Below are 21,847 nucleotides of genomic sequence, written 5' to 3'. Positions count from 1 at the left end.
CAGTTAATAAAAATAATCTATTATTATATTATTTAATCTAAAGCTTTAAATTTTACGATAAATATTTTTATAATGATTCCGTTTTTTGATCTTTGTTGAAGAAAAGTTTTATTTAAAAAAGATTATTTTTTACTGCGATTAAAAATTATTTTTTACTTTTCTTCCACCTTTTTATAAGTTTTGTTTAAAAACTTTCTATTCGATAAAAAAGGCAAAACTTAAGAATGAATAAAAACACTCTTAGTCTTGCCTAATTGAATAGTAACAACCCTTATATATTTATATTATTGCATTGCTTTTTATCAAAGTCAATATTTTTACTTTAAATATATCAAAAAATTGATATATTTCAGCAGGAATTATTTAGTTTATGAATTTTTACTTATCTCAATATTTTAAAAATTATCACATAGTCAGTATATCTTATTTAATAATATTTTTATACTTCAACATATTTTGAGATAAAATCTTTTAATGTATTTTTAAACTCATCTGTTTCTTCAAGTTCATATAAGTAATGTTCATCTTTTAAAACAAATAATACTTTGCTTCCACGATTTGCATTATATAAAGGATACACCATATCTACAGGTACAAAATCATCATCTTTCATTTGAATAAATATAGTTGGAATATCATTATGTTTCAACATTAATGGATATGACTCTTTAATGTTAATTTTGATTTCCTGTTTAATTTTTCTTTTAATCATTCGCATTGTTGGAAATTTAGGCACTTTATAATCTTTAACAATTCGATATCCTAATATATCATATACACTAGTATATGCACCATCACTAATAATAGCTTTCACATTCTTTAACAAGTGCTTACTTGCAGCATTTAAGATTGTATTAGCTCCAGTTTCTTTACCATATAAAATAATTTGATGCTCATTACCATATTCCTTAATTAAATATCTATTCCAGCAAATTAAATCATTAACATCTTTTATTCCTAATCCCCGAATATATCCATCGCTTTGACCATGTCCACATGCATCAATTAACAAAATATTCCAGCTTGAATAACGTTCTTTAAAAAATGGAACATATAATGCCATATCTTTTGCTTCCAAACCAAATGGATGTAAAATCACTAAAGTTTTAACAGCCTCATTTCCCTCTATCAGTAATCCTCTTAATTTTATTCCTTGATTATTTTTGATATAAATATTTTTTGCTTCATATTTTGTTTCTAGAATACTTGGTTTATCATCTTCTTTATGATGACGATATAACATAGTTTTAACAGTTCGATTAACAAAAGCATTCAAAGCACCAGCACCTGATGCAAATCCTGCTAAAACAGCTAATGAAGTAAATACTTTTTTTCCATTCTTATTCATTTTTACCATACTCCTTATAATTTTCCATTAATAATCGATTTATATTACATACTTGTTCAAAAGAACTTAAACGATATTCGTCATGCTCCATTCTACCCGCATAAAATCTAATTGCTTTTTCTAATTCTTCGCGTATTTTTTCATGATATTCTTCTGGAAAAGTAGATATTGGAAAACATACAAAGACAAATGTATTATAATCTTTTGAAAATAAATTTATTAGTAAATCATATCCTTCGTTTTGGACCATGGAATTTCCAATTGCTAATTGTAAATCATGATTTGCAAATGTTAACATATCTCGCATAACAAATCTAATTACATCCATTGCTGCTTCACGATAAGCCTCATGATTACTTTCAAAAATTGCTTTTAAATATCTTACAACAATATTAGGTTCTCCTTCATTTTGAAAACACTCATCAATATATTTAAAAATAGCTTTAGTAACTCGATAATGTGACAAAACTAAATTTCCAAAATCTGTCATAATTGCAAAAGCAAATCTTTGAGAATTACATAATCGCCAAATTGCTTCTAATAAACTTTCTTTAACTTGATCATAAAAAACATCAAGTTTTTCAAATACCATCCTAATAATTTTTCTAAAATAATATAAATGATATTGATATTGAGTATCTAAATATTTTGCAGTAGTTCCATCCCATTCATATTCATATAAGATTTTATCAAGTAATAAATTAACAGAATCCATAAATTTTTTACAGTTTCCATTTTCTATTAATCTGCATAAATATGGCATAAAAAATTCATAGAATGAGTCAATAGTTTCTTGATTAATACCGCTATGATATTCTAAATAGTCCAAAATATTTCGATAGTCTAACGGTTCTAACATGATACCAGTGTTTTTACTATCTATAAAATATTGAAAAACATGACAATGTAAGATTGTATGATATTTATCAAAATATAAAATCTGTTTTAGAGCATCTTTTATTATATATTCTTCTTCTTGCTCATGGAGGTCAACTGAAAAAGTAGATTTAATTTCTGGACCATAATAATCTAAAGTTAGAAAAACACTAATTTCTCTAAATTGAATATCTCTAATATAATAGTGAAATTTACGTTCAAATTTTTTTGTCTGTACACAGCTATGACAACGGTATTTCCCTTGATAATTACTTTTATGCTCCTCTAAATATTTATGAATACAATCACGTATCATAACTCCACCTCCCTTTCTATCCATATTTTACCATTTATAGAAAAATAATAAAGAAAATAAGTAACTAATATTTTATTGAAACTATTATGTATAATAATTCCTGTTATCTGTAACCTATTTTCCCTTTCTAAATTTAAAACTATCAATAATATTTAGATGATGTTTATTAACAAATCTATTCAATGTCTCAAATATCTCATCATTAAAATCGTTTGGATCATGAGCATCTATACCTAAAATTACTTTACATCCCATCTCCCCGACTATTTCAAAAAAATGATCATTGGGATATGAATAAAGCATCTCATCATCTATTTTACATAACCCTTTACGTATTCCTCCCGCATTTATCTCTAAAGGAATATCTTTTTCTAATGCCTTTTGACAAATTTCCTGGGCAATATTTTTACAAAAATCATCAAATCTTCCTTTACCGATCATAAATAAATCGGGATGTGCAATATATGAAAATAAATTTGTATCCATTGCTTTTAATAAATCATTTTTATAACTAATGATTTCTTCATTAGTTATATTTAATTTTCCATAATAACAAGTATGAACAGCGTATCTATTAAAATGATTCCCCAAAATCAGATAATCTATTTCTTTTGAACTCAATAAATCTTGATAATAGTCTAAATACTCTTCAAAATATTCAGCTTCAAATCCTTGATAGATAGTAATTTGATCTTTGTATTTTCTCTTTAGCCTCTTTATCTCTTCAAGATGAAATTTTTTATTACTATATGGCATCCGCATTGATGGTCCATTAGTAATAATTGTTTTTATAGCCACACTAAAAGCATTAATATCTTTTAAGGTACGAGGAAGTCCTTTTAATATATGATAACGGTAGTTAGGTAATGGTATATGCTCACTAAAACCTAGAACCTCTATCTTATTATCAATGGCACTTTTTATCATTGCTTCTTCATCACCGTTGGCATGACCACAGCGGAAAGTATGGGTGTGATAATTAGTTTTTGTCATAAAATACCTCATATAAATATAATCCTTGTGGTTTAGCTTTAAATAAACATTTTTTTTGTCCTTTACTGTCTAATAACTCTTGTAGTCTATCTTTTGTAATTCTTTTAGCACCAACCTGAATCAATCCACCAACTATATGTCTAACCATATAACGTCTAAAACCATTACCAACTAAAATAAATTTAATAATTCCTTGATTTTCAATAATCGATAATTCATATAATTCTCTTATTGTATTACCATATTGATCATAACTGCAAAAAGAAGCAAAATCATGTTCTCCAATAAAAATCTTAGCTGCTTCTTTCATTAATGTTATATCTAAGGGTCTTCCATATTGAAAGATGTAATTTGTTTCAAAAGGATCGTATTCGTTCGTACTTAATAAATAATGATATTCTTTTTTCTTAGCACTATAACGACTATGAAAATCATCACTAACAAATTTTGAATCTACGATATAAATATCATTTGGCAAAAAATGATTTATTGCTCTTTTCCACTGCTCTTCAGCAATTTGTCTTGTCGTATCAAAATGAAATACCTGTTTAACTCCATGTACTTTAGCATCAGTACGTCCTGAACCATGAATAATAATTTCTTCTTTACAAATATTTTTTAATGCCTTTTGAATTTCTCCTTGAACAGTTCGTAATTTATTTTGAACTTGAAAACCATGAAATTTACTACCATCATAACTAACCACACATTTTACTCTAACCATTACAAAATAAAACTTAGAGCAATTACACTCATCGATACTAAGCCAGTAAAAATAAGTGCTATAGTATCGTGTCCTTTCCAAGATAAAGATTTATAACGGGTTCTTTTAGCTTCTGGGTTATAGTTACGACTTTCCATTGCATTTGCAAGATCTTCAGCACGCTGAAATGCAGAAATAAATAATGGAATTATTAAAGAAACAATTGATTTAATCTTTTCCGCTAACTTTCCTTCATTAAAATCAACTCCACGACTTGCTTGTGCTTTCATGATTCTTTTTGCTTCATCTAATAAATCAGGAATAAAACGTAATGCAATAGAAATCATCATGGCTAATTCATGAGCAGGGAAACCAAATCTCTTTAAAGGATTTAAGAGATTCTCAATAGCTAATGTAAGATCTAACGGTTTTGTTGATGATGTTAAAATTGTCGTCATAGTAATTATTAAAACTAATCGAATAAAAATATAGGCTGATTGGAATAGTGCTCCTGAATAAATTTTTAAAGAACCAATCGTAAATATTACATCTCCTGTATTAATTAGAAAAATATTAAAAACCATTAAAAAAAGCATCATAAATAGCATTGGCTTGATTGCCTTTAAAATATGTTTTATTGAGATATTTGATAAAAAGGCAGTAACTAAAACAAATAATGCCATTATACCATAACCAATAAAGCCAGCATCAAAAAATACTGCTATTAAAAAAATTAGTAATGCTCCTATTTTTAAACGCGGATCTAAACGATGAATGATGGAATTAACTGGAATATATTTACCAAACGTCATGCTATCCATTTAACTCACCACCAATTGCATTGATCAAATCTTCCATATTATTAATTGATGAATCTATATTAAACCCTCTGTTATTTAGTTTTAAAATAAATTCGGTAATAATTGGTAAATCAATACCTAAATTATTTAAATAGCTACTATCTTTAAAAATATTAGTTACGGTATCATGCTTTTCTACTTTACCTTGGTTCATTACGACAACTTCATCACAATACTGTAAAACATGATTCATATCATGCGTCACTAAAATAATTGTTTTTCCACTATCATTTATCTTTTTAAATAAACTCATCATTTCATTTGTACCTTGTGGATCTAATCCCGCTGTTGGTTCATCTAAAATTAAAATATCAGGATCCATCGCAAGAATACCAGCAATAGCTACCCGCCGTTTTTGACCTCCTGATAAATCAAAGGGTGATTTATCTAAATAACTTTCATCTAATCCTACTGTTTTAAGTACTTTACATGCAATTAATTTTGCTTCATCTTCATTTACACCAAAATTCATTGGTCCAAAAATAATATCCTTTTCAATTGTTTCTTCAAATAGCTGATATTCAGGAAATTGAAAAACTAATCCTGCTTTTTGTCTTAATGGCTTGAGTTTATTAGGTTTATCTGTTACTGTAATCAAATATTCATCAATATTAATACTTCCACTAGTTGGTAATAATAATGCATTTATATGTTGAATCAAAGTACTTTTTCCACTTCCGGTTTGACCAATAATTGCTGTAAAACTCTTATCTCTAATATTTAAATTTACTCCACGTAAAGCATGATAAGCAAAAGGTGTATTTTGTCCATATATATGCTCTACTTCTTTAAATGTAATTGGCATAATTCTTCTATCAATACCTCCATATCTAAAGATTTGCTAGTCTTTATATTTAATTTTTCTAACCCTTGGGCAACTTTTAAAGCAAACGGTATATCTAATTCATATTTTACTAAGTTCATTTCATCACTAAAAATATCTTCTGGTCTACCACTAATAACTATTTTACCATTATTTAACATTATTACTTTATCTGCATTTTTTGCTTCCTCAATATCATGAGTAATTGAAATTATTGTAATATCTTTCGTCTTATTTAATTCTTTAACCAAACTGTTAATTTCACGTCGGCCCATCGGATCAAGCATACTTGTGGCTTCATCTAAAATAATTATTGCTGGATGCATTGCTAAGATTCCTGCAATAGCTACACGCTGCTTTTGACCTCCTGATAATTTTGTTGGTTCATGATCAAGAAAATCACTCATCCCAACCTTAGCAGCATAAGTATTAATGATTTCATCCATATGTTCTTGGGGTACACATGTATTTTCTAAACCAAAGGCAATATCATCACGAACTGTAGCACCTATAAACTGATTGTCAGGATTTTGAAAAACAATTCCAATATTATCACGAACTTTATATAAATTTCCTAAATTAAGCTCATATCCATTAACAATGATTGAGCCGCTTTTTTTCTCTAATAATCCAATTAATAATTTTGCAATCGTACTTTTTCCACTACCATTATGTCCTAAAATAGCTACATAATCCCCTTTATTAATTTCAAATGAAACATTATTAATCGTTTTTAATCCTGGTTCATATTCAAATGTTAAATCTTTTACCTCAATTATCTTTTCCATCTATTCACCGCCTTACTATACTACTGTTAATCATTCTATATTTATTAAACTGTTTAGTCAAGTAAAAGAAAAAAGACCAAAAGGTCTTTTTAATTATACTAATGAAATGATTGCCATTGGGGCATTATCACCTTTACGATTGTAAGTTTTTAAGATACGCGTGTATCCTCCATTTACATTCTTATATTTTGGTGCTACTTCATCAAATAATTTTTGCACAGCTGTTTTACCAGTTGATTCATCAATTACATTGTGTAATACTGCAGCAGCTTGACGTCTAGCATGCAAGTCACCACGCTTACCTAAAGTAATCAATTCATCTACAACAGAACGAACTTCTTTTGCTCTAGTTTCTGTAGTTTCTAATTTACCATACATAATTACTTCTGTCGCAAGAGAACGTAACATTGATTTTCTAATATCAGAAGTACGTCCTAATTTTCTATTTTTAGCCATGAGATTAGCGCTCCTTCCTTCGTATTTGCGAATTAATCGATAGGTTTAAACCCTAACCCTAATTCAACTAATTTTTCTTTTACCTCTTTTAATGATTTCTTACCTAAATTTCTTACTTTGATCATATCATCTTCAGATTTAGCGGCAAGATCCTGAACAGTTTGAATTCCTGCTCTTTTTAAACAATTGTATGAACGCACTGATAAATCTAATTCTTCAATTGTCATATCTAATACTTTATTAGTAGTATCACTTTGAGCCTCAGACATAACTTCCATATTTACAGCCATATCAGTCAACTCAACAAACATATTTAAGTGTTCAACCAAAATCTTAGCAGCTAAAGAAATAGCTTCATAAGGCTTTAATGCTCCATTTGTTTCAATTTCTAAAGTTAATTGATCGTACTTTGCACTTTCTCCAACACGAGTTGGTTCAACTGCATAAGATACTTTTTCAACTGGTGAAAAGATTGAATCAGTTGGAATAATACCAATTGTATTAATATCTTTCTTATTTTGATCAGCACTTACATAACCACGATCTTTTTTTGCATATAATTCCATGTATAAGTGAGCACCTTGAGCAACATGAGCAATTACCATATCGTTAGAGATCATTGTTACTTCAGAAGGGCATTGAATATCAGCACCTGTTACTGTAGCAGGTCCTTCAACATCAATAATCATTGTAGCCGATTCATCACTATCTACATCAAAAACTAACTTTTTAAGACTTAAGATAATTGATGTAACATCTTCGACAACACCATCTACTGCAGAAAATTCATGAATTGCCCCCTGAACCTTAATTGCATAAACTGCAGATCCAGGTAAAGAAGATAGAAGAACTCGACGAAGTGAATTCCCCAAAGTTGTACCAAACCCTCTTTCTAAAGGTTCAATAACAAATTTACCATAATTATCTGTTTCATCATAATTAGCTATATTAAAATTTGCTTTTTCAAACTTTTGCATTGTTTCCCTCCTCACTAGGAATTATCATTTTTTTGATCATACAATAATTATCCACGAGGACGTTTTGGTGGACGGCACCCGTTATGTGGAATTGGTGTTACATCATTGATTGATGTTACTTCTAATCCAGCAGCTTGTAAAGCTCTAACTGCAGCTTCACGTCCTGGTCCTGGACCTTTTACACATACTTCTACAGATTTTACTCCATGATCCATTGATGCTTTTGCAGCAGCTTCAGAAGCCATTTGTGCGGCAAATGGCGTAGATTTTCTAGAACCTTTGAATCCTAATGCACCTGCACTAGACCATGTTAATACATTTCCATGTTCATCAGTAATTGTCACAATAGTATTATTGAAAGTTGAATGAACATGTGCTACACCTTTTGCAATATTTTTCTTTACACGTTTTTTTCCGCGTACTTGTTTTACCTTTGCCATTCTAGTTCATCCTCCTATCTTACTTTTTCTTTCCTGCGATTGGTTTTGCTTTACCTTTACGAGTACGAGCATTTGTCTTTGTTTTTTGACCACGAACAGGAAGTCCTTTACGGTGACGAATTCCTCTGTAGCTTCCAATTTCCATTAAACGTTTAATATTTAAAGCTACTTCACGACGAAGATCACCTTCAACTTTGATTGATTCTACTTCTTTTCTAATTTTACCAATTTCATCTTCAGTTAAATCTTTTACTCTGGTATCTTCATTGATTCCAACTTTTTTCAAGATTTCTTGTGCTGTTGGTTTACCAATACCATAGATATAAGTTAATGAGATAACCACACGTTTATCACGTGGGATATCAACTCCAGCAATACGAGCCATTTTATTTCCTCCTAATTAACTACTAATTAACCTTGTCTTTGTTTATGTTTAGGGTTCTCGCAAATAACCATTACGCGCCCTTTTCTTTTAATTACTCTGCATTTATCACAGATTGGTTTTACAGATGGTCTTACTTTCATCCTGTCTACCTCCTCCTGGAAGATTTAAGTTTTATTTATGTCTAAATGTTATTCGCCCACGTGTTAAATCATATGGAGAAATTTCTACCGTAACCCTGTCCCCCGGTAAAATGCGAATGTAATGCATACGGATTTTACCAGAAACGTGAGCAAGGATTTCTACTCCATTTTCTAACGCTACTTTAAACATTGCATTTGGTAATGTCTCAAGTACCGTTGCTTCTACTTCAAGAACGTCATCCTTCTTTGCCATAGGTCTCAACTCCCTTTTAATTAAAGTTTAGTTAAAATTTCATAACCATCATCTGTAATGACGATTGTATGTTCATAATGAGCCGCTAAAGAGCGGTCTTTTGTTACAACTGTCCAGCCATCTTCCAACACCTCAGTCTCACAGCCTCCTAAGTGAGCCATTGGTTCAATTGCAAGTGTCATACCTGCCTTGAGTCTTGGCCCACGACCCGCTTTACCATAATTTGGAACAGCTGGATCCTCATGTACTTCACTGCCTATTCCATGTCCAGTATAATCAAGGGGTGTAGTACAACCATGATCTTCAAGATATACCTGTACAGCATGAGAAATATCTGATAAGCGATTACCTGGTTTAACTTGTTGTAAGCCTGCATATAACGAAGCTTCACAAACTTTCATTAAACGTTTAGCCTCATCACTGATTTTTCCGACTGCATAAGTCCAAGCACTATCACCGTGATATCCTTTATAACAAGCCCCTACATCAACTGAAATAATATCTCCTTCTTCCAATTTTCGGTTACTTGGAATTCCATGAACTACAACTTCATTTATTGAAGTACAAACACTATTTGGAAATCCATATAAATGAAGGAATGAAGGAGTTGCATTATTGTCACGAATTACTCTCTCACAAATTTCATCAATTTGTTTAGTTGTAATCCCAGGTACAATTACCTCTTTAAGCTTTTCATGTACTAATGCAACAATTCTTCCAGCTTCTCTCATCAATTCAATTTCTCTACAGTCTTTAGTAACAATCATTATTTAACCTCCAGGCTAGCTTTGATATCCTTAAAGACGTCTTCCATAGATTGATCACCATTAATATTAGTGATTTGTCCTTTCATTGTATAATAATCAATTAAAGGTCTAGTTTGTTTTTCATAAGTATCAAGTCTAACTTTTACAGCTTCTTCGCTTTCATCAGGTCTTTGATACAGCTCTCCACCACAAACATCGCAAATTCCTTCAACTTTAGGTGGATTATATTCAATATGATAACTTGCTCCACATTCTTTACAAGTTCTTCTACCAGAAAGTCGTGGTACTAAACGGTCTAATTCAATGTCTAAATTAATTACGGCATCGATTTCAAATCCAAATTCCTTAGCAATACTTTCTAGTTCACGAGCCTGAATAATAGTACGAGGAAATCCATCAAGAATAAACCCTTTTGGAAATTCATTATCTTGTAAATATTCTCTTACCATTTGGATAGTATAATCATCAGGAACTAAATGACCAAACTGCATAAAGTATTTAGCAATTACACCATATTTTGTCTGCTCTTTTAGTGCTTTTCTAAAAATGTCACCTGTAGAAATATGAGTAAGTCCATACTCTTTAACCAAATTTGCTGCCTGAGTACCCTTACCAGCTCCAGGTGGTCCCATCAGAATGATATTCATGTATATGCGCCCTCTTTTCTTATACTATCTACGAATATAACCGTGATATTCTTTTCTTGTAATATGTGTTTTAATCTGTTTTACAGTTTCTAATGCTACACCAGTAATAATGATTAATCCTGTACCACCAAGCGATAATGATGCATTAGCAGTTTGTGACCATATAACTGGTGTGATGATTGGAATAGCAGCAATAATACATAGTGATAAAGACCCTACTACAGTAATTCTGTTTAAGACCTTTTTAATGTAATTTCTAGTATCTGTTCCTGTTCTAACCCCAGGAATAGAACCTCCGTTTTTCTTCAAATCATCACTTATTTTATCAGCATCGATTTGTAAATTAGAATAGAAAAATGTAAACCCGATAATCATCAAGATATATAGAATAAAGCCAACTGGTTCTTGATAATTAAAAATTGTATTGATCCAAGTAGTAACACTACTAGTTTCCATAAAACTAACAATAGTTCTTGGTGCAGCTAATACTGAAGAAGCAAAGATGACAGGAATAACTCCTGAACTATTAATCTTAATAGGCATATGTGTTTGATCTTTAGTTCTCATTGTTGTATTAGAACTAGTTGCATAAATAATTGGTATCTTTCTAACAGCGCCTTCAGTGAAAACAACAAAGACTACAATTGAAAGATAAACGATCACAAATAATGCATACCAGGCAATTCCTAACCACATATCAACAGCTTTACCACTTGTATCAACTAGATTATTAAAAGTAGTTATAAAACTAGTTGGTAAATTAGAAACAATTCCTGTGAAAATTAATAATGAAACACCATTACCAATCCCTTTATTAGTAATTTGATCTCCTAACCATACAGCTAACATACTTCCAGCTATCATAACTAAAACAACATAAATGTATGTCCAAATACTTGAATCTGATAAAATATTATATCCATTATCAAAAGCGTATGTTAACACGCCTCCTTGTAATGCTGCTAAAAATAAAGTTACATATCTTGTAACACGGTCTTTTTTCTTTTTACCTGTGTTACCTTCTTTACGCCATTGACTTAAAACAGGAATTACATCCATTGATAAAAGTTCAATAATGATAGAAGAAGTGATATAAGGTGAAACTCCTAGTGAGAACAATGAGAATCTTTCTAATGTTCCTCCACCAAGTAAGTTCATAATTCCAAAAATCCCATTAGTGGCATCACTAGAACTTAACGCTCCAGTATTGACACTCGGAATAGTAATTGCAGCCCCTAAACGGTAAACAAATAGAATTCCTAGAGTGAAAATTATTTTTTGGCGAAGTTCACCTTTTTTGAAAACGCTTTTCAAAAATGTAAACATCTTAAATCACCTCAATTTTTCCACCCGCAGCTTCGATTGCGGCAACAGCAGATTTAGAAAATTTATGTGCCTTAACTGTAATAGCTTTTTCTAATTTACCATTACCAAGAACCTTCACACCGTCTAATTCTTTTTTAATAATTCCAGCTTCTTTTAAAGTTTGAGGACAAACAGTTGCCCCAGCTTCAAATGAGTTTAATTGTTCTAAATTAACAATAGCGTATTCTATTCTGTTGAAATTTGTAAAACCACGTTTTGGTAAACGCATGAATAATGGTGTTTGTCCCCCTTCAAATCCAGGTTTCTTTCCACCACCTGATCTAGCACCTTGACCTTTTTGCCCTCTACCAGCAGTCTTACCAGTACCAGAACTTGTACCACGTCCAACACGTTTTCTAGCTTTACGTGCACCTTCTGTGTATTGTAATTCGTGTAGTTTCATCAGTTACACCTCCCTATTTTTCTTCTACTTTTACTAGGTGTTCAACAACTTTGATCATTCCTTGAATAAATTCGTTGTTTTCTTTTTCTACAGTTTTATTTAATTTTGTTAAACCTAACGCTTTAAGAGTAGCCCGTTGTTTTGGTAAACGACCAATTGGACTTTTTACAAGCGTAATCATAACTGTTTTTGCCATCTTTACGCCCTCCTATCCAAAAATTTCTTCTACTTTTTTGTCTCTTAACTCAGCAACTTGGTTAACTGTTTTTAATGATGCTAATCCTTCCATTGTAGCTCTAACCATGTTAATAGGTGTTCTAGAACCTAATGATTTAGATAATATATCAGTATATCCAGCTAATTCTACAACGGCACGAACTGGTCCTCCGGCAATGATTCCAGTACCTTGAGAAGCAGGTTTAATAAATACTTTACCTGATCCATAAATACCAGTAACATCATGAGGAATTGTTCCATGAACTGAAGGAACGTTAATAATATTTCTTTTTGCATTTTCAGAAGCTTTTCTGATTGCATCAGGTACTTCGTTAGCTTTACCTGTACCAAAACCAACTCTACCTTTTCTATCACCAATTACAACTAATGCTGCAAAGCGGAATTTACGTCCACCTTTAACTACTTTAGTTACACGGTTAATAGTAACAACACGTTCTTCAAATTCTTTTTCTTCTCTTCTAGGTCCATTGTTTCTTTGACCTTTTTTAGGTCCATTGTTTCTTGGTCCATTGTTTCTTGGTTTACGTTGTTCCATATTGACCTCCCTCTAGAATTCTAATCCAGCTTCTCTAGCAGCTTCAGCTAGGGCTTTTACACGACCATGATAAACATATCCACCACGATCAAATACTACTTTTTTAATATTCTTTGCAAGTGCTGCTTCTCCAACAGCTTTACCAACAGCAGTTGCTGCAGCAATATTAGACCCGTTTTCTAATTTCATATTAACACTTGATGCACTAGCTAAAGTTACACCATTGACATCATCAATAACTTGCGCATGAATATGAGCATTTGAACGGAACACATTTAATCTTGGGCATTCTGGAGTTCCACTGATTTTAGCACGAACTCTAGCATGTCTTTTTAAACGAACATCATTACGAGATTGTAATTTTGACATTTTAATTTGCTCCTTTCAAAACTACTTCTTACCAGCAGTTTTTCCTTCTTTTCTGATGATTCTTTCATCAACATATTTAATTCCTTTACCTTTATATGGTTCAGGTTTTCTTACTTCTCTAATTTGAGCAGCAACTTGTCCAACACGTTCTTTTGAGATACCAGATACAACGATCTTAGTATTTGATGGAGTTTCAATTTTAACTCCTTCTTCACCTTCAACTTCTACTGGATGAGAATAACCAATATTTAACACTAAAGTATTCCCTTTCATTTGTCCACGATATCCGATTCCGACGATTTCTAGTTCTTTTTTGAATCCAACGTGTACCCCTTCAATCATGTTTGCAAGTAATGCTCTTGTTGTACCATGTAGTTGTTTATGAGTTTTTTGTTCGCTACTTCTAGCAACAGTAATTACATTATCTTCTTTACTAATTGAAATTACTGGTGAAAATTGTCTTACTAAAGTCCCTTTTGGACCTGTAACAGTTACTGTATTATCTCCAGCGATTTCTACTGTAACTCCTTCAGGTACATTAATAATTTTATTACCGACACGAGACATCAGTTTACACCTCCTGAATTATATTTTTTATTACCAAATATATGCAAGAACTTCTCCACCGACTTGTTTAGCACGAGCTTCTTTGTCAGTTATTACACCTTGAGAAGTTGATAAAATTACAATTCCTAATCCATTTAATACTTTAGGAATTTCATTTACTTTAGCATACACACGTAATCCTGGTTTAGAGATTCTCTTTAAATCAGTGATTACTCGATCATTACCTCTATATTTTAAAGTAATAACGATATTTTTAATTGGACCTTCGCCCTCAACTTTATATCCTTTAATGAATCCTTCGTTTTTCAAAATTTCAGCAATATCTACTTTTAATTTTGAAGCAGGCACCATTACTGTTTCATGGCGTTGTCTGTTTGCATTACGGATTCTTGTTAACATATCTGCAATTGGATCTGTCATAACCATTTGCTAAATCCTCCTTCCATCTGGATAAAATTATTACCAGCTTGCTTTTTTAACACCTGGAATTTCACCTTTGTAAGCTAATTCGCGGAAGCAAATTCTACAAAGTTTGAATTTTCTAATTACTGAATGTGGTCTTCCACAACGTTCACAACGTGTGTATTCACGCACTTTGTATTTTTGAGGACGTTGTTGTTTCACTTTCATTGATGTTTTTGCCATATTTTTGTGAGTCCTCCTTCTTATTTTTTGAATGGCATTCCTAATTGAGCTAATAATTCATGACCTTCTTCATCAGTCTTAGCTGTAGTTACGAATACGATATCCATTCCTCTTAATTTATTTACTTTATCGAAATTGATTTCAGGGAAAATTAATTGTTCTTTAATACCTAAAGTATAGTTTCCTCTTCCATCAAATGAATTGTTTGAAACACCTCTGAAATCTCTAACTCGAGGTAAAGAGATATTAACTAATTTATCTAAAAATTCATACATTCTTTCACCACGTAAAGTCACTTTACATCCAATCGGTGCTCCTTCACGTAATTTGAATCCAGCGATTGATTTTTTAGCTCTAGTGATAACAGGTTTTTGCCCACTAATCAATGTTAATTCATTAACAGCTTCATCTAATAATTTTGAATTAGATACTGCATCACCGACACCAATATTTAAAACAATTTTTTCAATCTTAGGAGCTTGCATTTTTGAAGAATAATTGAATTTTTCCATTAAAGATTTAACCACTTCGTTTTGATAACGTTCCATTAAACGGCTCATTCTTTATCCTCCTACTTCTTTTTCTTTTTATCAACTTCAGCTCCAGTTTTTCTGTTAACTCGAACTTTTACTTGTTTACCATCTTTTTCAACAAATTTATATCCAAGTTTAACAGGAGCCTTAGCTTTTGAATCATAGAATGCAACATTAGAAACATGAATAGGCGCTTCTCTTGTTACAATTCCACCTTCAGGATCTGCTTGTGAAGGTTTGATATGTTTAGTTACCATATTAACACCTTCAACGATTACTTTGTCTTGTTTTGCAAGAACTTGTAACACTTCACCTTGTTTTCCTTTATCTTTACCTGCGATAACTTCTACAGTATCACCTACACGGATTTTCATGTTTAAGTTCCTCCTATAATACTTCTGGAGCTAATGATACGATTTTCATAAAATCTGCATCTCTTAACTCTCTTGCAACTGGTCCGAAGATACGAGTCCCTTTTGGAGACTTATCTTCCTTTATAATTACACAAGCGTTGTCATCGAATTTGATATATGAACCATTTTCTCTTCCGACTCCATATCTAGTTCTTACGATAACCGCTTTTACTACTTCACCTTTTTTTACAGAACCACCTGGTGCTGCTTGTTTAACTGTAGCCACAACAACATCACCGATGTTACTAAATTTACGATTAGATCCACCTAAATTACGGATTACTAATACTTCTTTAGCTCCAGTGTTATCAGCGACTTTAAGTCTACTTTCGTTTTGGATCATTCTTGGTTACCTCCTTTTAGAGTTTTAATATATTAAACAGTTTCTGCTTTTTTAACGATTTCTACCAAACGGAAACGTTTTGTTGCAGATAATGGTCTTGTTGACATGATTTTTACTGTATCACCAACATTTGCAACGTTTTCTTCATCATGAGCATGAAACTTAGTTGAAGATTTCATACGTTTACCATATAATTTATGTTTTACGTGTGTTTCTACTAGCACTGTAATAGTTTTATCCATTTTAGTAGATACAACTGTACCAGTGTAAACTTTACGATTGTTTCTTTCCATTGTATCTCCTCCTATTGGTTCAATTCTCTTTCTCTAATAATTGTTTTAATTCTAGCGATAGATTTACGAACCGTTCTAATACGTGCTGTGTTTTCTAATTGTCCAGTAGCTTGTTGGAAACGAAGTCCAAATAGCTCTTTTTTGTATTCTTCTACTTTTTCTAATAAAGCAGCATTATCTAATTCTCTAATTTCTTGAACTGTCATGACTATTCACCCTTTCCAATGATTTTACATTTAATAGGTAATTTATGAGATGCAAGTCTAAGAGCTTCTCTAGCAAGTTCTTCATCAACACCTGCTACTTCAAAAAGAACACGACCAGTTTTAACAACTGCTACCCATTCTTCTGGAGAACCTTTCCCAGATCCCATACGAACTTCTAATGGTTTTTTAGTTTTAGCTAAGTGAGGGAAAATTCTAATCCATACTTTACCACCACGGTTTAAACGACGGTTGATAGCAACACGGGCAGCTTCGATTTGGCGAGAAGTGATCCAAGCTCCTTCTGTTGCTTGTAAACCAAATTCACCAAATGATACTTGCGTTCCGCCTTTAGCTTTACCTTCATATTTAACACGATGAGGTCTTCTGTATTTTGTTCTTTTAGGCATCAACATGATTATTTATCCCCTTTCTTCTTTTCAGGAAGGATTTCTCCCTTACAAATCCAAACTTTAACTCCTAATTTACCATAAGTAGTATCTGCTTCTGCAGTAGCATAATCAATATCAGCTCTTAAAGTATGAAGAGGGACATTTCCTTCAGAATAGCCTTCAGCACGAGCCATATCAGCTCCTCCTAAACGTCCTGAAACACTAGTTTTAATTCCTTTAGCTCCAGCTCTCATTGCTCTTTGAATAGCACGTTTTTGAACTGTTCTAAAAGATGCACGATTTTCTAATTGTTCCGCAATGTTATTAGCTACTAATTGAGCAACAACATCTGGATTTTTAATTTCCACTATATTGATAAACACTTGTTTATCTTTAACCATTTTACTAACTTCTTTTCTTAACGCATCAACAGCTTCACCATCTTTACCAATTACAACACCTGGACGAGATGTATGAACAAAGATAGTAACACGGTTTTTTGATCTTTCAATTTCAACACGAGCAACTGAAGCCGCTTTAAGTTTCTTTAATAAGTATTCACGAATTTTGATGTCTTCATGTAATAGACCTGCAAAATCTTGATCGTTAGCATACCATCTAGAATCCCAATTACGGTTAATTCCAACTCGCAAACCAATTGGACTTACTTTTTGACCCATAATGTGACCTCCTATCTTTCTTCTACCACACAAGTAATGTGGCTAGTTCTTTTTAAAATTCTTGTTCCGCTACCTTTTGCTCTAGCAGCGAATCTTTTTAATGTAGGACCTTCATCTACATAGATTTCTTTAATATATAACTTTTCTGCCTCAGCACCGTTATTATAAACAGCATTTTGTGCAGCAGATTTTACAACTTTAATGATTGCAGGAGTTGCACTTTTATTAACATATTCTAACATACCAAGTGCTTCTTTAACTTGCTTACCTCTCACTAAGTCAACAACTAATCTTGCTTTTTGAGGTGAAACACGAATCATTTTAGCTTGAGCTCTTGCTTCCATGTTTTAAATTCTCCTCTCTTTATTTTCCAGCTTTTTTATCATCAGCACTATGACCGTGATAAGTTCTTGTTGGAGCGAATTCTCCTAATTTATGTCCGACCATATCTTCAGTTACATATACTGGGATATGTTCTCTTCCATTATACACTGCAAATGTGTGCTCAATAAATTGAGGGAAGATTGTTGAACGTCTAGACCAAGTCTTGATAACTTCTTTTTTACCTGACGCATTTAATGCTTCAACTTTTTTCATTAAGTGTTCATCAACAAATGGTCCCTTTTTTAAACTACGTGCCATTATTTCTTCCTCCTCTTATTATTTAGAATTTCTGCGACGTACAATTAATTTAGTAGACGCTTTCTTATTTTTTCTAGTTTTAACACCCATAGCTTTTTTACCCCAAGGTGTCATTGGAGCCTTACGTCCGATAGAAGTTCTACCTTCACCACCACCATGAGGGTGATCATTAGGGTTCATTACAGAACCACGCACAGTAGGTTTTACACCTTTCCATCTCATACGCCCAGCTTTACCATAGTTAACTAATCCATGGTCTTCATTACCAACAACTCCAACAGTTGCTCTACATACACCTAATAATTTACGTACTTCACCAGATGCTAATCTGACAATTACATATTTTTCTTCTTTACCTAAGATTTGCGCAGACACACCAGCAGAACGTGCGATTTGTCCACCTTTACCAGGTTGCATTTCAATATTGTGGATTACAGTACCTTCAGGCATATTTCCCATTGGTAAAGCATTTCCTACTTTAATATCGGCATTTTCACCAGATATGATTTTGTTTCCAACTTCTAATCCTTTTGGAGCTAAGATATATCTTTTTTCACCATCTGCATAGTTAATCAATGCGATGTTTGCTGATCTATTTGGATCATATTCAATAGTTGCTACAGTTCCAACGATATCATCTTTATTACGTTTGAAATCAATAATACGATATTTACGTTTATGTCCTCCACCATGATGACGAGTTGTAATAACACCTTGGTTATTACGACCACCGTTTTTGCTCACTTTTGCAACTAAAGATTTTTCAGGTTTATTTGTTGTAATTTCTTCAAAAGTTAATGAAGTCATATTACGACGACCATTAGTCACTGGCTTATAAGTTTTGATTGCCATCTTTAGTTTCCTCCTAATTTATCTGGAATTTATGTATTCCAATATTTTATCGATTATTCCTCACCGAAATAACTAATTTCACTACCTTCAGCTAATTTAACAATAGCTTTTCTTCTACGGTTAGTTTTACCTTCGTATTTACCTACTCTTTTTGATTTAGGTTTAACATTAATTACATTAACACTTTCGACTTTTACATCAAACATTGCTTCTACAGCTTGTCTAATTTCAATTTTATTAGCATTAACATCTACATCAAATGTGTATTTGTTTTCTTCTGCTTGAAGAGTCATTGATTTTTCAGTAAATACAGGTTTTTTTAATACATCTGTAATGTGTGCCATTATCCTAGTACCTCCTCAACAGATTTAATAGCAGCTTCAGTCATGATTAACTTATCGCTGTTTAATATATCATAAACATTTACATGTTTAGCATCTAATAATTTAACTCCTGGAATATTATTAGCACTTCTAGCAACATTTGGACAAATTTCATCTACAACTATTAATGTCTTAGCTGGTGCTTCTAAATTAGCTAATACTTTTACCATTTCTTTAGTTTTCGGAGCATCGAATTTAATAGCTTCTAAAGCCATGAATTCGTTATCGTTAACCTTAGTAGATAATGCTGACTTAAGAGCTAATCTTCTAACTTTACGATTTAATTTAAATTTATAACTTCTAGGTGTTGGACCAAATACAACTCCTCCGCCACGCCATTGTGGTGCACGGATTGATCCTTGTCTAGCTCTACCAGTACCTTTTTGGCGCCATGGTTTTTTACCACCACCACGAACTTCAGTACGGTTTTTCACTTTATGAGTACCTTGTCTTAATGATGCTCTTTGTAATAAGACCATATCAAATAATGCTTGTTTGTTTGGCTCAATTCCAAATACTGCTTCATTTAATTCTAAGTCTTTTACTTCAGAACCTTCTTGATTATATACTTTAACTGTAAGCATATCGAATCCTCCTTCCCTAAATTATTCAGCTGCTTCAACTGCTGTTTCAGTTGCTGCATCTGCTTCTTTAGTTTCTTCTACTGCTGGTGTGAAATCTACTAATTCATAAGCTTCATTTACCTTACCAGCTGCTTTAATTCCAGATTTTACAATTACTAATCCTTTTTTAGGTCCTGGTACTGAACCTTTGATTAATAATAAGTTATTTTCTACATCAACAGCCACAATTTCTAAATTTTGAACTGTTCTTGTTACATGTCCCATTTGCCCTGGCAATTTTTTACCTGGAGCAATTCTGTTTGGAGCAATTGGCCCCATTGAACCAACAATTCTATGAGCTCCTGAACCATGTCCTTTTGGACCGATATGTTGTCCATGTCTTTTAATAACACCTTGATAACCTTTACCTTTAGAAGTTCCAGTTACATCCACAACTTCACCAGCTACGAAGCTATCAACTGTAATTTTATCTCCAACTTCATAACTCATCATTTCGTCATAACGAAATTCTCTGATGAAGCGCTTAGGAGCTGTGTTAGCTTTCTTTACAATACCTAATTCAGCTTTATTAGCTAATTTTTCTCTCTTATCTTCAAATCCAACTTGAATAGCATCATATCCATCAGTTGCAACTGTTTTCTTTTGTAATACTACGTTTTCAGTAGCTTCTACTACAGTTACAGGGATTAATAAACCATCAGTTGTGAAGACTTGAGTCATTCCAATCTTACGACCTAAGATTCCTTTCATGAGTTACACCATTTACCTTTCTTATAATTTAATTTCAATGTCTACACCACTTGGTAATTCTAATCTTGTAAGAATATCAACTGTTTCTTGTGTAGGATTAACAATATCGATTAAACGTTTGTGAGTTCTAATTTCGAATTGTTCACGAGAATCTTTATATTTGTGAACAGCTCTTAAAATAGTATAGATTTCTTTTTCTGTTGGTAGAGGAACAGGTCCTACTACTTGCGCTCCAGATTTCTTAGCAGCACCAATAATTTTTTCTGCTGAATTATCTAGAATTTTGTGATCAAACGATTTTAATCTTATTCTAATTTTATTACTTGCCATGATTTTTTCTCCTTTCAACTTCATAGGATTTGACTTGCTCAATACGAATTCCCTGAAACATGCCGTTTCATGACAACGCTCTTCGGTGTTTCAGCAACCTCGCACATCTACACAACGTCAACGCTGATATTTTAGCAAAAAAAAAGACTCATTGCAAGGATTTTTTTATATTTATTTCTGTTTTTTACACAACCTGCTTGATACACCAAAAACTAAATATCATGCATACAAAAAAGGGACACCAAAGAGGTATCCAAAACAAAAAAAAGAACCGGCAGCTTGCTATTTTCGCACCGCAGTACTATCTTCGCCGTTATGATGCTTAACTTCTGTGTTCGGTATGGGTACAGGTGTGTCCATCATGCTATCGCTACCAGATCTCTTCTCTTTAAGCAATTCCTTTCGAGAATCACTCAAAACCGGATAATAGTTCCTTCCATTTGCTCGTCTCCAACCTTCTCTTTAGGTTAAGTCCTCGACCTATTAGTATCAGTCCGCTTAACATGTCACCATGCTTACACTCCTGACCTATCTACCTTATCGTCTTTAAGGGGTC

At 32.4% G+C, this 21,847-nt stretch carries 37 protein-coding genes and 2 rRNA genes; all 39 read right to left on the bottom strand.

Going from position 1 to position 21,847, the window contains the following annotated elements:
* Nucleotides 1-439 precede the first annotated feature (439 nt).
* Nucleotides 440-1,348, bottom strand: coding sequence for an alpha/beta hydrolase (locus BR82_RS0109410; protein ID WP_034864631.1), 909 nt, complete (start codon nt 1,346-1,348; stop codon nt 440-442).
* On the bottom strand, nt 1,341-2,540 hold the full coding sequence (locus tag BR82_RS0109405) for a hypothetical protein (protein ID WP_027089975.1): 1,200 nt from the start codon (nt 2,538-2,540) through the stop codon (nt 1,341-1,343). Before BR82_RS0109405 ends, BR82_RS0109410 begins: the two co-directional genes overlap by 8 nt.
* Nucleotides 2,541-2,654: 114 nt before the next feature.
* Complete coding sequence (locus BR82_RS0109400) at nt 2,655-3,533, bottom strand: histidinol-phosphatase (protein WP_027089974.1); 879 nt, start codon at nt 3,531-3,533, stop codon at nt 2,655-2,657.
* Nucleotides 3,520-4,257 (bottom strand): tRNA pseudouridine(38-40) synthase TruA, encoded by a 738-nt coding sequence (gene truA, locus BR82_RS0109395; RefSeq protein WP_027089973.1) that lies wholly within the window; start codon nt 4,255-4,257, stop codon nt 3,520-3,522. Before truA ends, BR82_RS0109400 begins: the two co-directional genes overlap by 14 nt.
* Nucleotides 4,257-5,057, bottom strand: a complete 801-nt coding sequence (locus BR82_RS0109390; protein ID WP_027089972.1) for an energy-coupling factor transporter transmembrane component T family protein — start codon at nt 5,055-5,057, stop codon at nt 4,257-4,259. Before BR82_RS0109390 ends, truA begins: the two co-directional genes overlap by 1 nt.
* A complete protein-coding gene (locus BR82_RS0109385) occupies nt 5,050-5,901 on the bottom strand; it encodes an energy-coupling factor transporter ATPase (RefSeq protein ID WP_027089971.1) in 852 nt (283 codons plus the stop codon). Before BR82_RS0109385 ends, BR82_RS0109390 begins: the two co-directional genes overlap by 8 nt.
* Nucleotides 5,877-6,707 carry an energy-coupling factor transporter ATPase gene (locus BR82_RS0109380; protein WP_027089970.1) on the bottom strand — a complete coding sequence of 277 codons (831 nt, stop codon included), beginning with the start codon at nt 6,705-6,707 and terminating at the stop codon, nt 5,877-5,879. The genes BR82_RS0109385 and BR82_RS0109380 overlap by 25 nt, the downstream gene beginning before the upstream one ends.
* Before the next feature lie 93 nt (nt 6,708-6,800).
* Entirely contained in the window at nt 6,801-7,163 is a 363-nt protein-coding gene (rplQ, locus tag BR82_RS0109375) for a 50S ribosomal protein L17 (protein ID WP_024722570.1), read from the bottom strand.
* 32 nt (nt 7,164-7,195) lie between these two features.
* On the bottom strand, nt 7,196-8,140 hold the full coding sequence (locus tag BR82_RS0109370) for a DNA-directed RNA polymerase subunit alpha (RefSeq protein WP_027089969.1): 945 nt from the start codon (nt 8,138-8,140) through the stop codon (nt 7,196-7,198).
* 47 nt (nt 8,141-8,187) lie between these two features.
* A complete protein-coding gene (gene rpsK, locus BR82_RS0109365; RefSeq protein WP_004610095.1) occupies nt 8,188-8,580 on the bottom strand; it encodes a 30S ribosomal protein S11 in 393 nt (130 codons plus the stop codon).
* A gap of 19 nt (nt 8,581-8,599) precedes the next feature.
* Nucleotides 8,600-8,965: a 30S ribosomal protein S13 gene (gene rpsM / locus BR82_RS0109360; RefSeq protein WP_027089968.1), complete on the bottom strand. Its 366-nt coding sequence runs from the start codon at nt 8,963-8,965 to the stop codon at nt 8,600-8,602.
* 26 nt (nt 8,966-8,991) lie between these two features.
* Nucleotides 8,992-9,105, bottom strand: a complete 114-nt coding sequence (gene rpmJ, locus BR82_RS0109355) for a 50S ribosomal protein L36 (RefSeq protein WP_006505646.1) — start codon at nt 9,103-9,105, stop codon at nt 8,992-8,994.
* Nucleotides 9,106-9,136: 31 nt separating this feature from the next.
* Nucleotides 9,137-9,358 (bottom strand): translation initiation factor IF-1, encoded by a 222-nt coding sequence (gene infA / locus BR82_RS0109350; RefSeq protein WP_003536851.1) that lies wholly within the window; start codon nt 9,356-9,358, stop codon nt 9,137-9,139.
* Between the two features lie 20 nt (nt 9,359-9,378).
* Nucleotides 9,379-10,125, bottom strand: a complete 747-nt coding sequence (gene map / locus BR82_RS0109345; RefSeq protein ID WP_027089967.1) for a type I methionyl aminopeptidase — start codon at nt 10,123-10,125, stop codon at nt 9,379-9,381.
* Nucleotides 10,125-10,772, bottom strand: coding sequence for an adenylate kinase (locus tag BR82_RS0109340; protein WP_027089966.1), 648 nt, complete (start codon nt 10,770-10,772; stop codon nt 10,125-10,127). The genes map and BR82_RS0109340 overlap by 1 nt, the downstream gene beginning before the upstream one ends.
* A 24-nt stretch (nt 10,773-10,796) precedes the next feature.
* The gene (gene secY / locus BR82_RS0109335) at nt 10,797-12,098 is read right to left on the bottom strand and encodes a preprotein translocase subunit SecY (protein WP_027089965.1); all 1,302 of its coding nucleotides are present in this window, start codon (nt 12,096-12,098) and stop codon (nt 10,797-10,799) included.
* A 1-nt stretch (nt 12,099) separates the two neighbouring features.
* Nucleotides 12,100-12,540 carry a 50S ribosomal protein L15 gene (rplO, locus tag BR82_RS0109330; protein ID WP_027089964.1) on the bottom strand — a complete coding sequence of 147 codons (441 nt, stop codon included), beginning with the start codon at nt 12,538-12,540 and terminating at the stop codon, nt 12,100-12,102.
* A gap of 13 nt (nt 12,541-12,553) precedes the next feature.
* A complete protein-coding gene (rpmD, locus tag BR82_RS0109325; protein ID WP_004610089.1) occupies nt 12,554-12,736 on the bottom strand; it encodes a 50S ribosomal protein L30 in 183 nt (60 codons plus the stop codon).
* A gap of 12 nt (nt 12,737-12,748) precedes the next feature.
* A complete protein-coding gene (gene rpsE, locus BR82_RS0109320; RefSeq protein WP_024722578.1) occupies nt 12,749-13,312 on the bottom strand; it encodes a 30S ribosomal protein S5 in 564 nt (187 codons plus the stop codon).
* Between the two features lie 12 nt (nt 13,313-13,324).
* On the bottom strand, nt 13,325-13,681 hold the full coding sequence (gene rplR, locus BR82_RS0109315; RefSeq protein ID WP_024722579.1) for a 50S ribosomal protein L18: 357 nt from the start codon (nt 13,679-13,681) through the stop codon (nt 13,325-13,327).
* 21 nt (nt 13,682-13,702) lie between these two features.
* On the bottom strand, nt 13,703-14,248 hold the full coding sequence (gene rplF / locus BR82_RS0109310; protein ID WP_027089963.1) for a 50S ribosomal protein L6: 546 nt from the start codon (nt 14,246-14,248) through the stop codon (nt 13,703-13,705).
* 30 nt (nt 14,249-14,278) lie between these two features.
* The gene (gene rpsH / locus BR82_RS0109305; protein ID WP_027089962.1) at nt 14,279-14,674 is read right to left on the bottom strand and encodes a 30S ribosomal protein S8; all 396 of its coding nucleotides are present in this window, start codon (nt 14,672-14,674) and stop codon (nt 14,279-14,281) included.
* Between the two features lie 33 nt (nt 14,675-14,707).
* A complete protein-coding gene (locus BR82_RS0109300) occupies nt 14,708-14,893 on the bottom strand; it encodes a type Z 30S ribosomal protein S14 (RefSeq protein ID WP_003536834.1) in 186 nt (61 codons plus the stop codon).
* Nucleotides 14,894-14,913: 20 nt separating this feature from the next.
* Nucleotides 14,914-15,453 carry a 50S ribosomal protein L5 gene (rplE, locus tag BR82_RS0109295; RefSeq protein ID WP_024722582.1) on the bottom strand — a complete coding sequence of 180 codons (540 nt, stop codon included), beginning with the start codon at nt 15,451-15,453 and terminating at the stop codon, nt 14,914-14,916.
* Between the two features lie 11 nt (nt 15,454-15,464).
* On the bottom strand, nt 15,465-15,800 hold the full coding sequence (gene rplX / locus BR82_RS0109290; RefSeq protein ID WP_024722583.1) for a 50S ribosomal protein L24: 336 nt from the start codon (nt 15,798-15,800) through the stop codon (nt 15,465-15,467).
* Nucleotides 15,801-15,813: 13 nt separating this feature from the next.
* A complete protein-coding gene (gene rplN, locus BR82_RS0109285; protein WP_024722584.1) occupies nt 15,814-16,182 on the bottom strand; it encodes a 50S ribosomal protein L14 in 369 nt (122 codons plus the stop codon).
* 32 nt (nt 16,183-16,214) lie between these two features.
* Nucleotides 16,215-16,475 (bottom strand): 30S ribosomal protein S17, encoded by a 261-nt coding sequence (gene rpsQ, locus BR82_RS0109280; protein ID WP_024722585.1) that lies wholly within the window; start codon nt 16,473-16,475, stop codon nt 16,215-16,217.
* An 11-nt stretch (nt 16,476-16,486) separates the two neighbouring features.
* Nucleotides 16,487-16,681 (bottom strand): 50S ribosomal protein L29, encoded by a 195-nt coding sequence (gene rpmC / locus BR82_RS0109275; protein ID WP_024722586.1) that lies wholly within the window; start codon nt 16,679-16,681, stop codon nt 16,487-16,489.
* 2 nt (nt 16,682-16,683) lie between these two features.
* Nucleotides 16,684-17,094 carry a 50S ribosomal protein L16 gene (rplP, locus tag BR82_RS0109270; RefSeq protein ID WP_024722587.1) on the bottom strand — a complete coding sequence of 137 codons (411 nt, stop codon included), beginning with the start codon at nt 17,092-17,094 and terminating at the stop codon, nt 16,684-16,686.
* A gap of 2 nt (nt 17,095-17,096) precedes the next feature.
* Complete coding sequence (gene rpsC, locus BR82_RS0109265; protein WP_027089961.1) at nt 17,097-17,750, bottom strand: 30S ribosomal protein S3; 654 nt, start codon at nt 17,748-17,750, stop codon at nt 17,097-17,099.
* 11 nt (nt 17,751-17,761) lie between these two features.
* Nucleotides 17,762-18,094 (bottom strand): 50S ribosomal protein L22, encoded by a 333-nt coding sequence (rplV, locus tag BR82_RS0109260; RefSeq protein WP_024722589.1) that lies wholly within the window; start codon nt 18,092-18,094, stop codon nt 17,762-17,764.
* A 19-nt stretch (nt 18,095-18,113) separates the two neighbouring features.
* Nucleotides 18,114-18,392 (bottom strand): 30S ribosomal protein S19, encoded by a 279-nt coding sequence (rpsS, locus tag BR82_RS0109255; protein ID WP_024722590.1) that lies wholly within the window; start codon nt 18,390-18,392, stop codon nt 18,114-18,116.
* Between the two features lie 18 nt (nt 18,393-18,410).
* Complete coding sequence (rplB, locus tag BR82_RS0109250; RefSeq protein ID WP_027089960.1) at nt 18,411-19,244, bottom strand: 50S ribosomal protein L2; 834 nt, start codon at nt 19,242-19,244, stop codon at nt 18,411-18,413.
* Between the two features lie 53 nt (nt 19,245-19,297).
* Complete coding sequence (gene rplW, locus BR82_RS0109245) at nt 19,298-19,588, bottom strand: 50S ribosomal protein L23 (protein WP_027089959.1); 291 nt, start codon at nt 19,586-19,588, stop codon at nt 19,298-19,300.
* On the bottom strand, nt 19,588-20,211 hold the full coding sequence (rplD, locus tag BR82_RS0109240; RefSeq protein WP_027089958.1) for a 50S ribosomal protein L4: 624 nt from the start codon (nt 20,209-20,211) through the stop codon (nt 19,588-19,590). The genes rplW and rplD overlap by 1 nt, the downstream gene beginning before the upstream one ends.
* A 21-nt stretch (nt 20,212-20,232) precedes the next feature.
* Entirely contained in the window at nt 20,233-20,961 is a 729-nt protein-coding gene (gene rplC / locus BR82_RS0109235) for a 50S ribosomal protein L3 (protein ID WP_024722594.1), read from the bottom strand.
* A gap of 21 nt (nt 20,962-20,982) precedes the next feature.
* Nucleotides 20,983-21,291 carry a 30S ribosomal protein S10 gene (gene rpsJ, locus BR82_RS0109230; protein ID WP_027089957.1) on the bottom strand — a complete coding sequence of 103 codons (309 nt, stop codon included), beginning with the start codon at nt 21,289-21,291 and terminating at the stop codon, nt 20,983-20,985.
* Between the two features lie 269 nt (nt 21,292-21,560).
* Nucleotides 21,561-21,669, bottom strand: a 5S ribosomal RNA gene (rrf, locus tag BR82_RS0109225).
* A gap of 85 nt (nt 21,670-21,754) precedes the next feature.
* Nucleotides 21,755-21,847: ribosomal RNA gene (locus BR82_RS0109220) — 23S ribosomal RNA — on the bottom strand; the annotation flags it as partial.

Source organism: Thomasclavelia saccharogumia DSM 17460, from assembly GCF_000686665.1.
Classification (GTDB): domain Bacteria; phylum Bacillota_I; class Bacilli_A; order Erysipelotrichales; family Coprobacillaceae; genus Thomasclavelia; species Thomasclavelia saccharogumia.
This window is presented reverse-complemented; position numbering and strand designations above follow the sequence as displayed.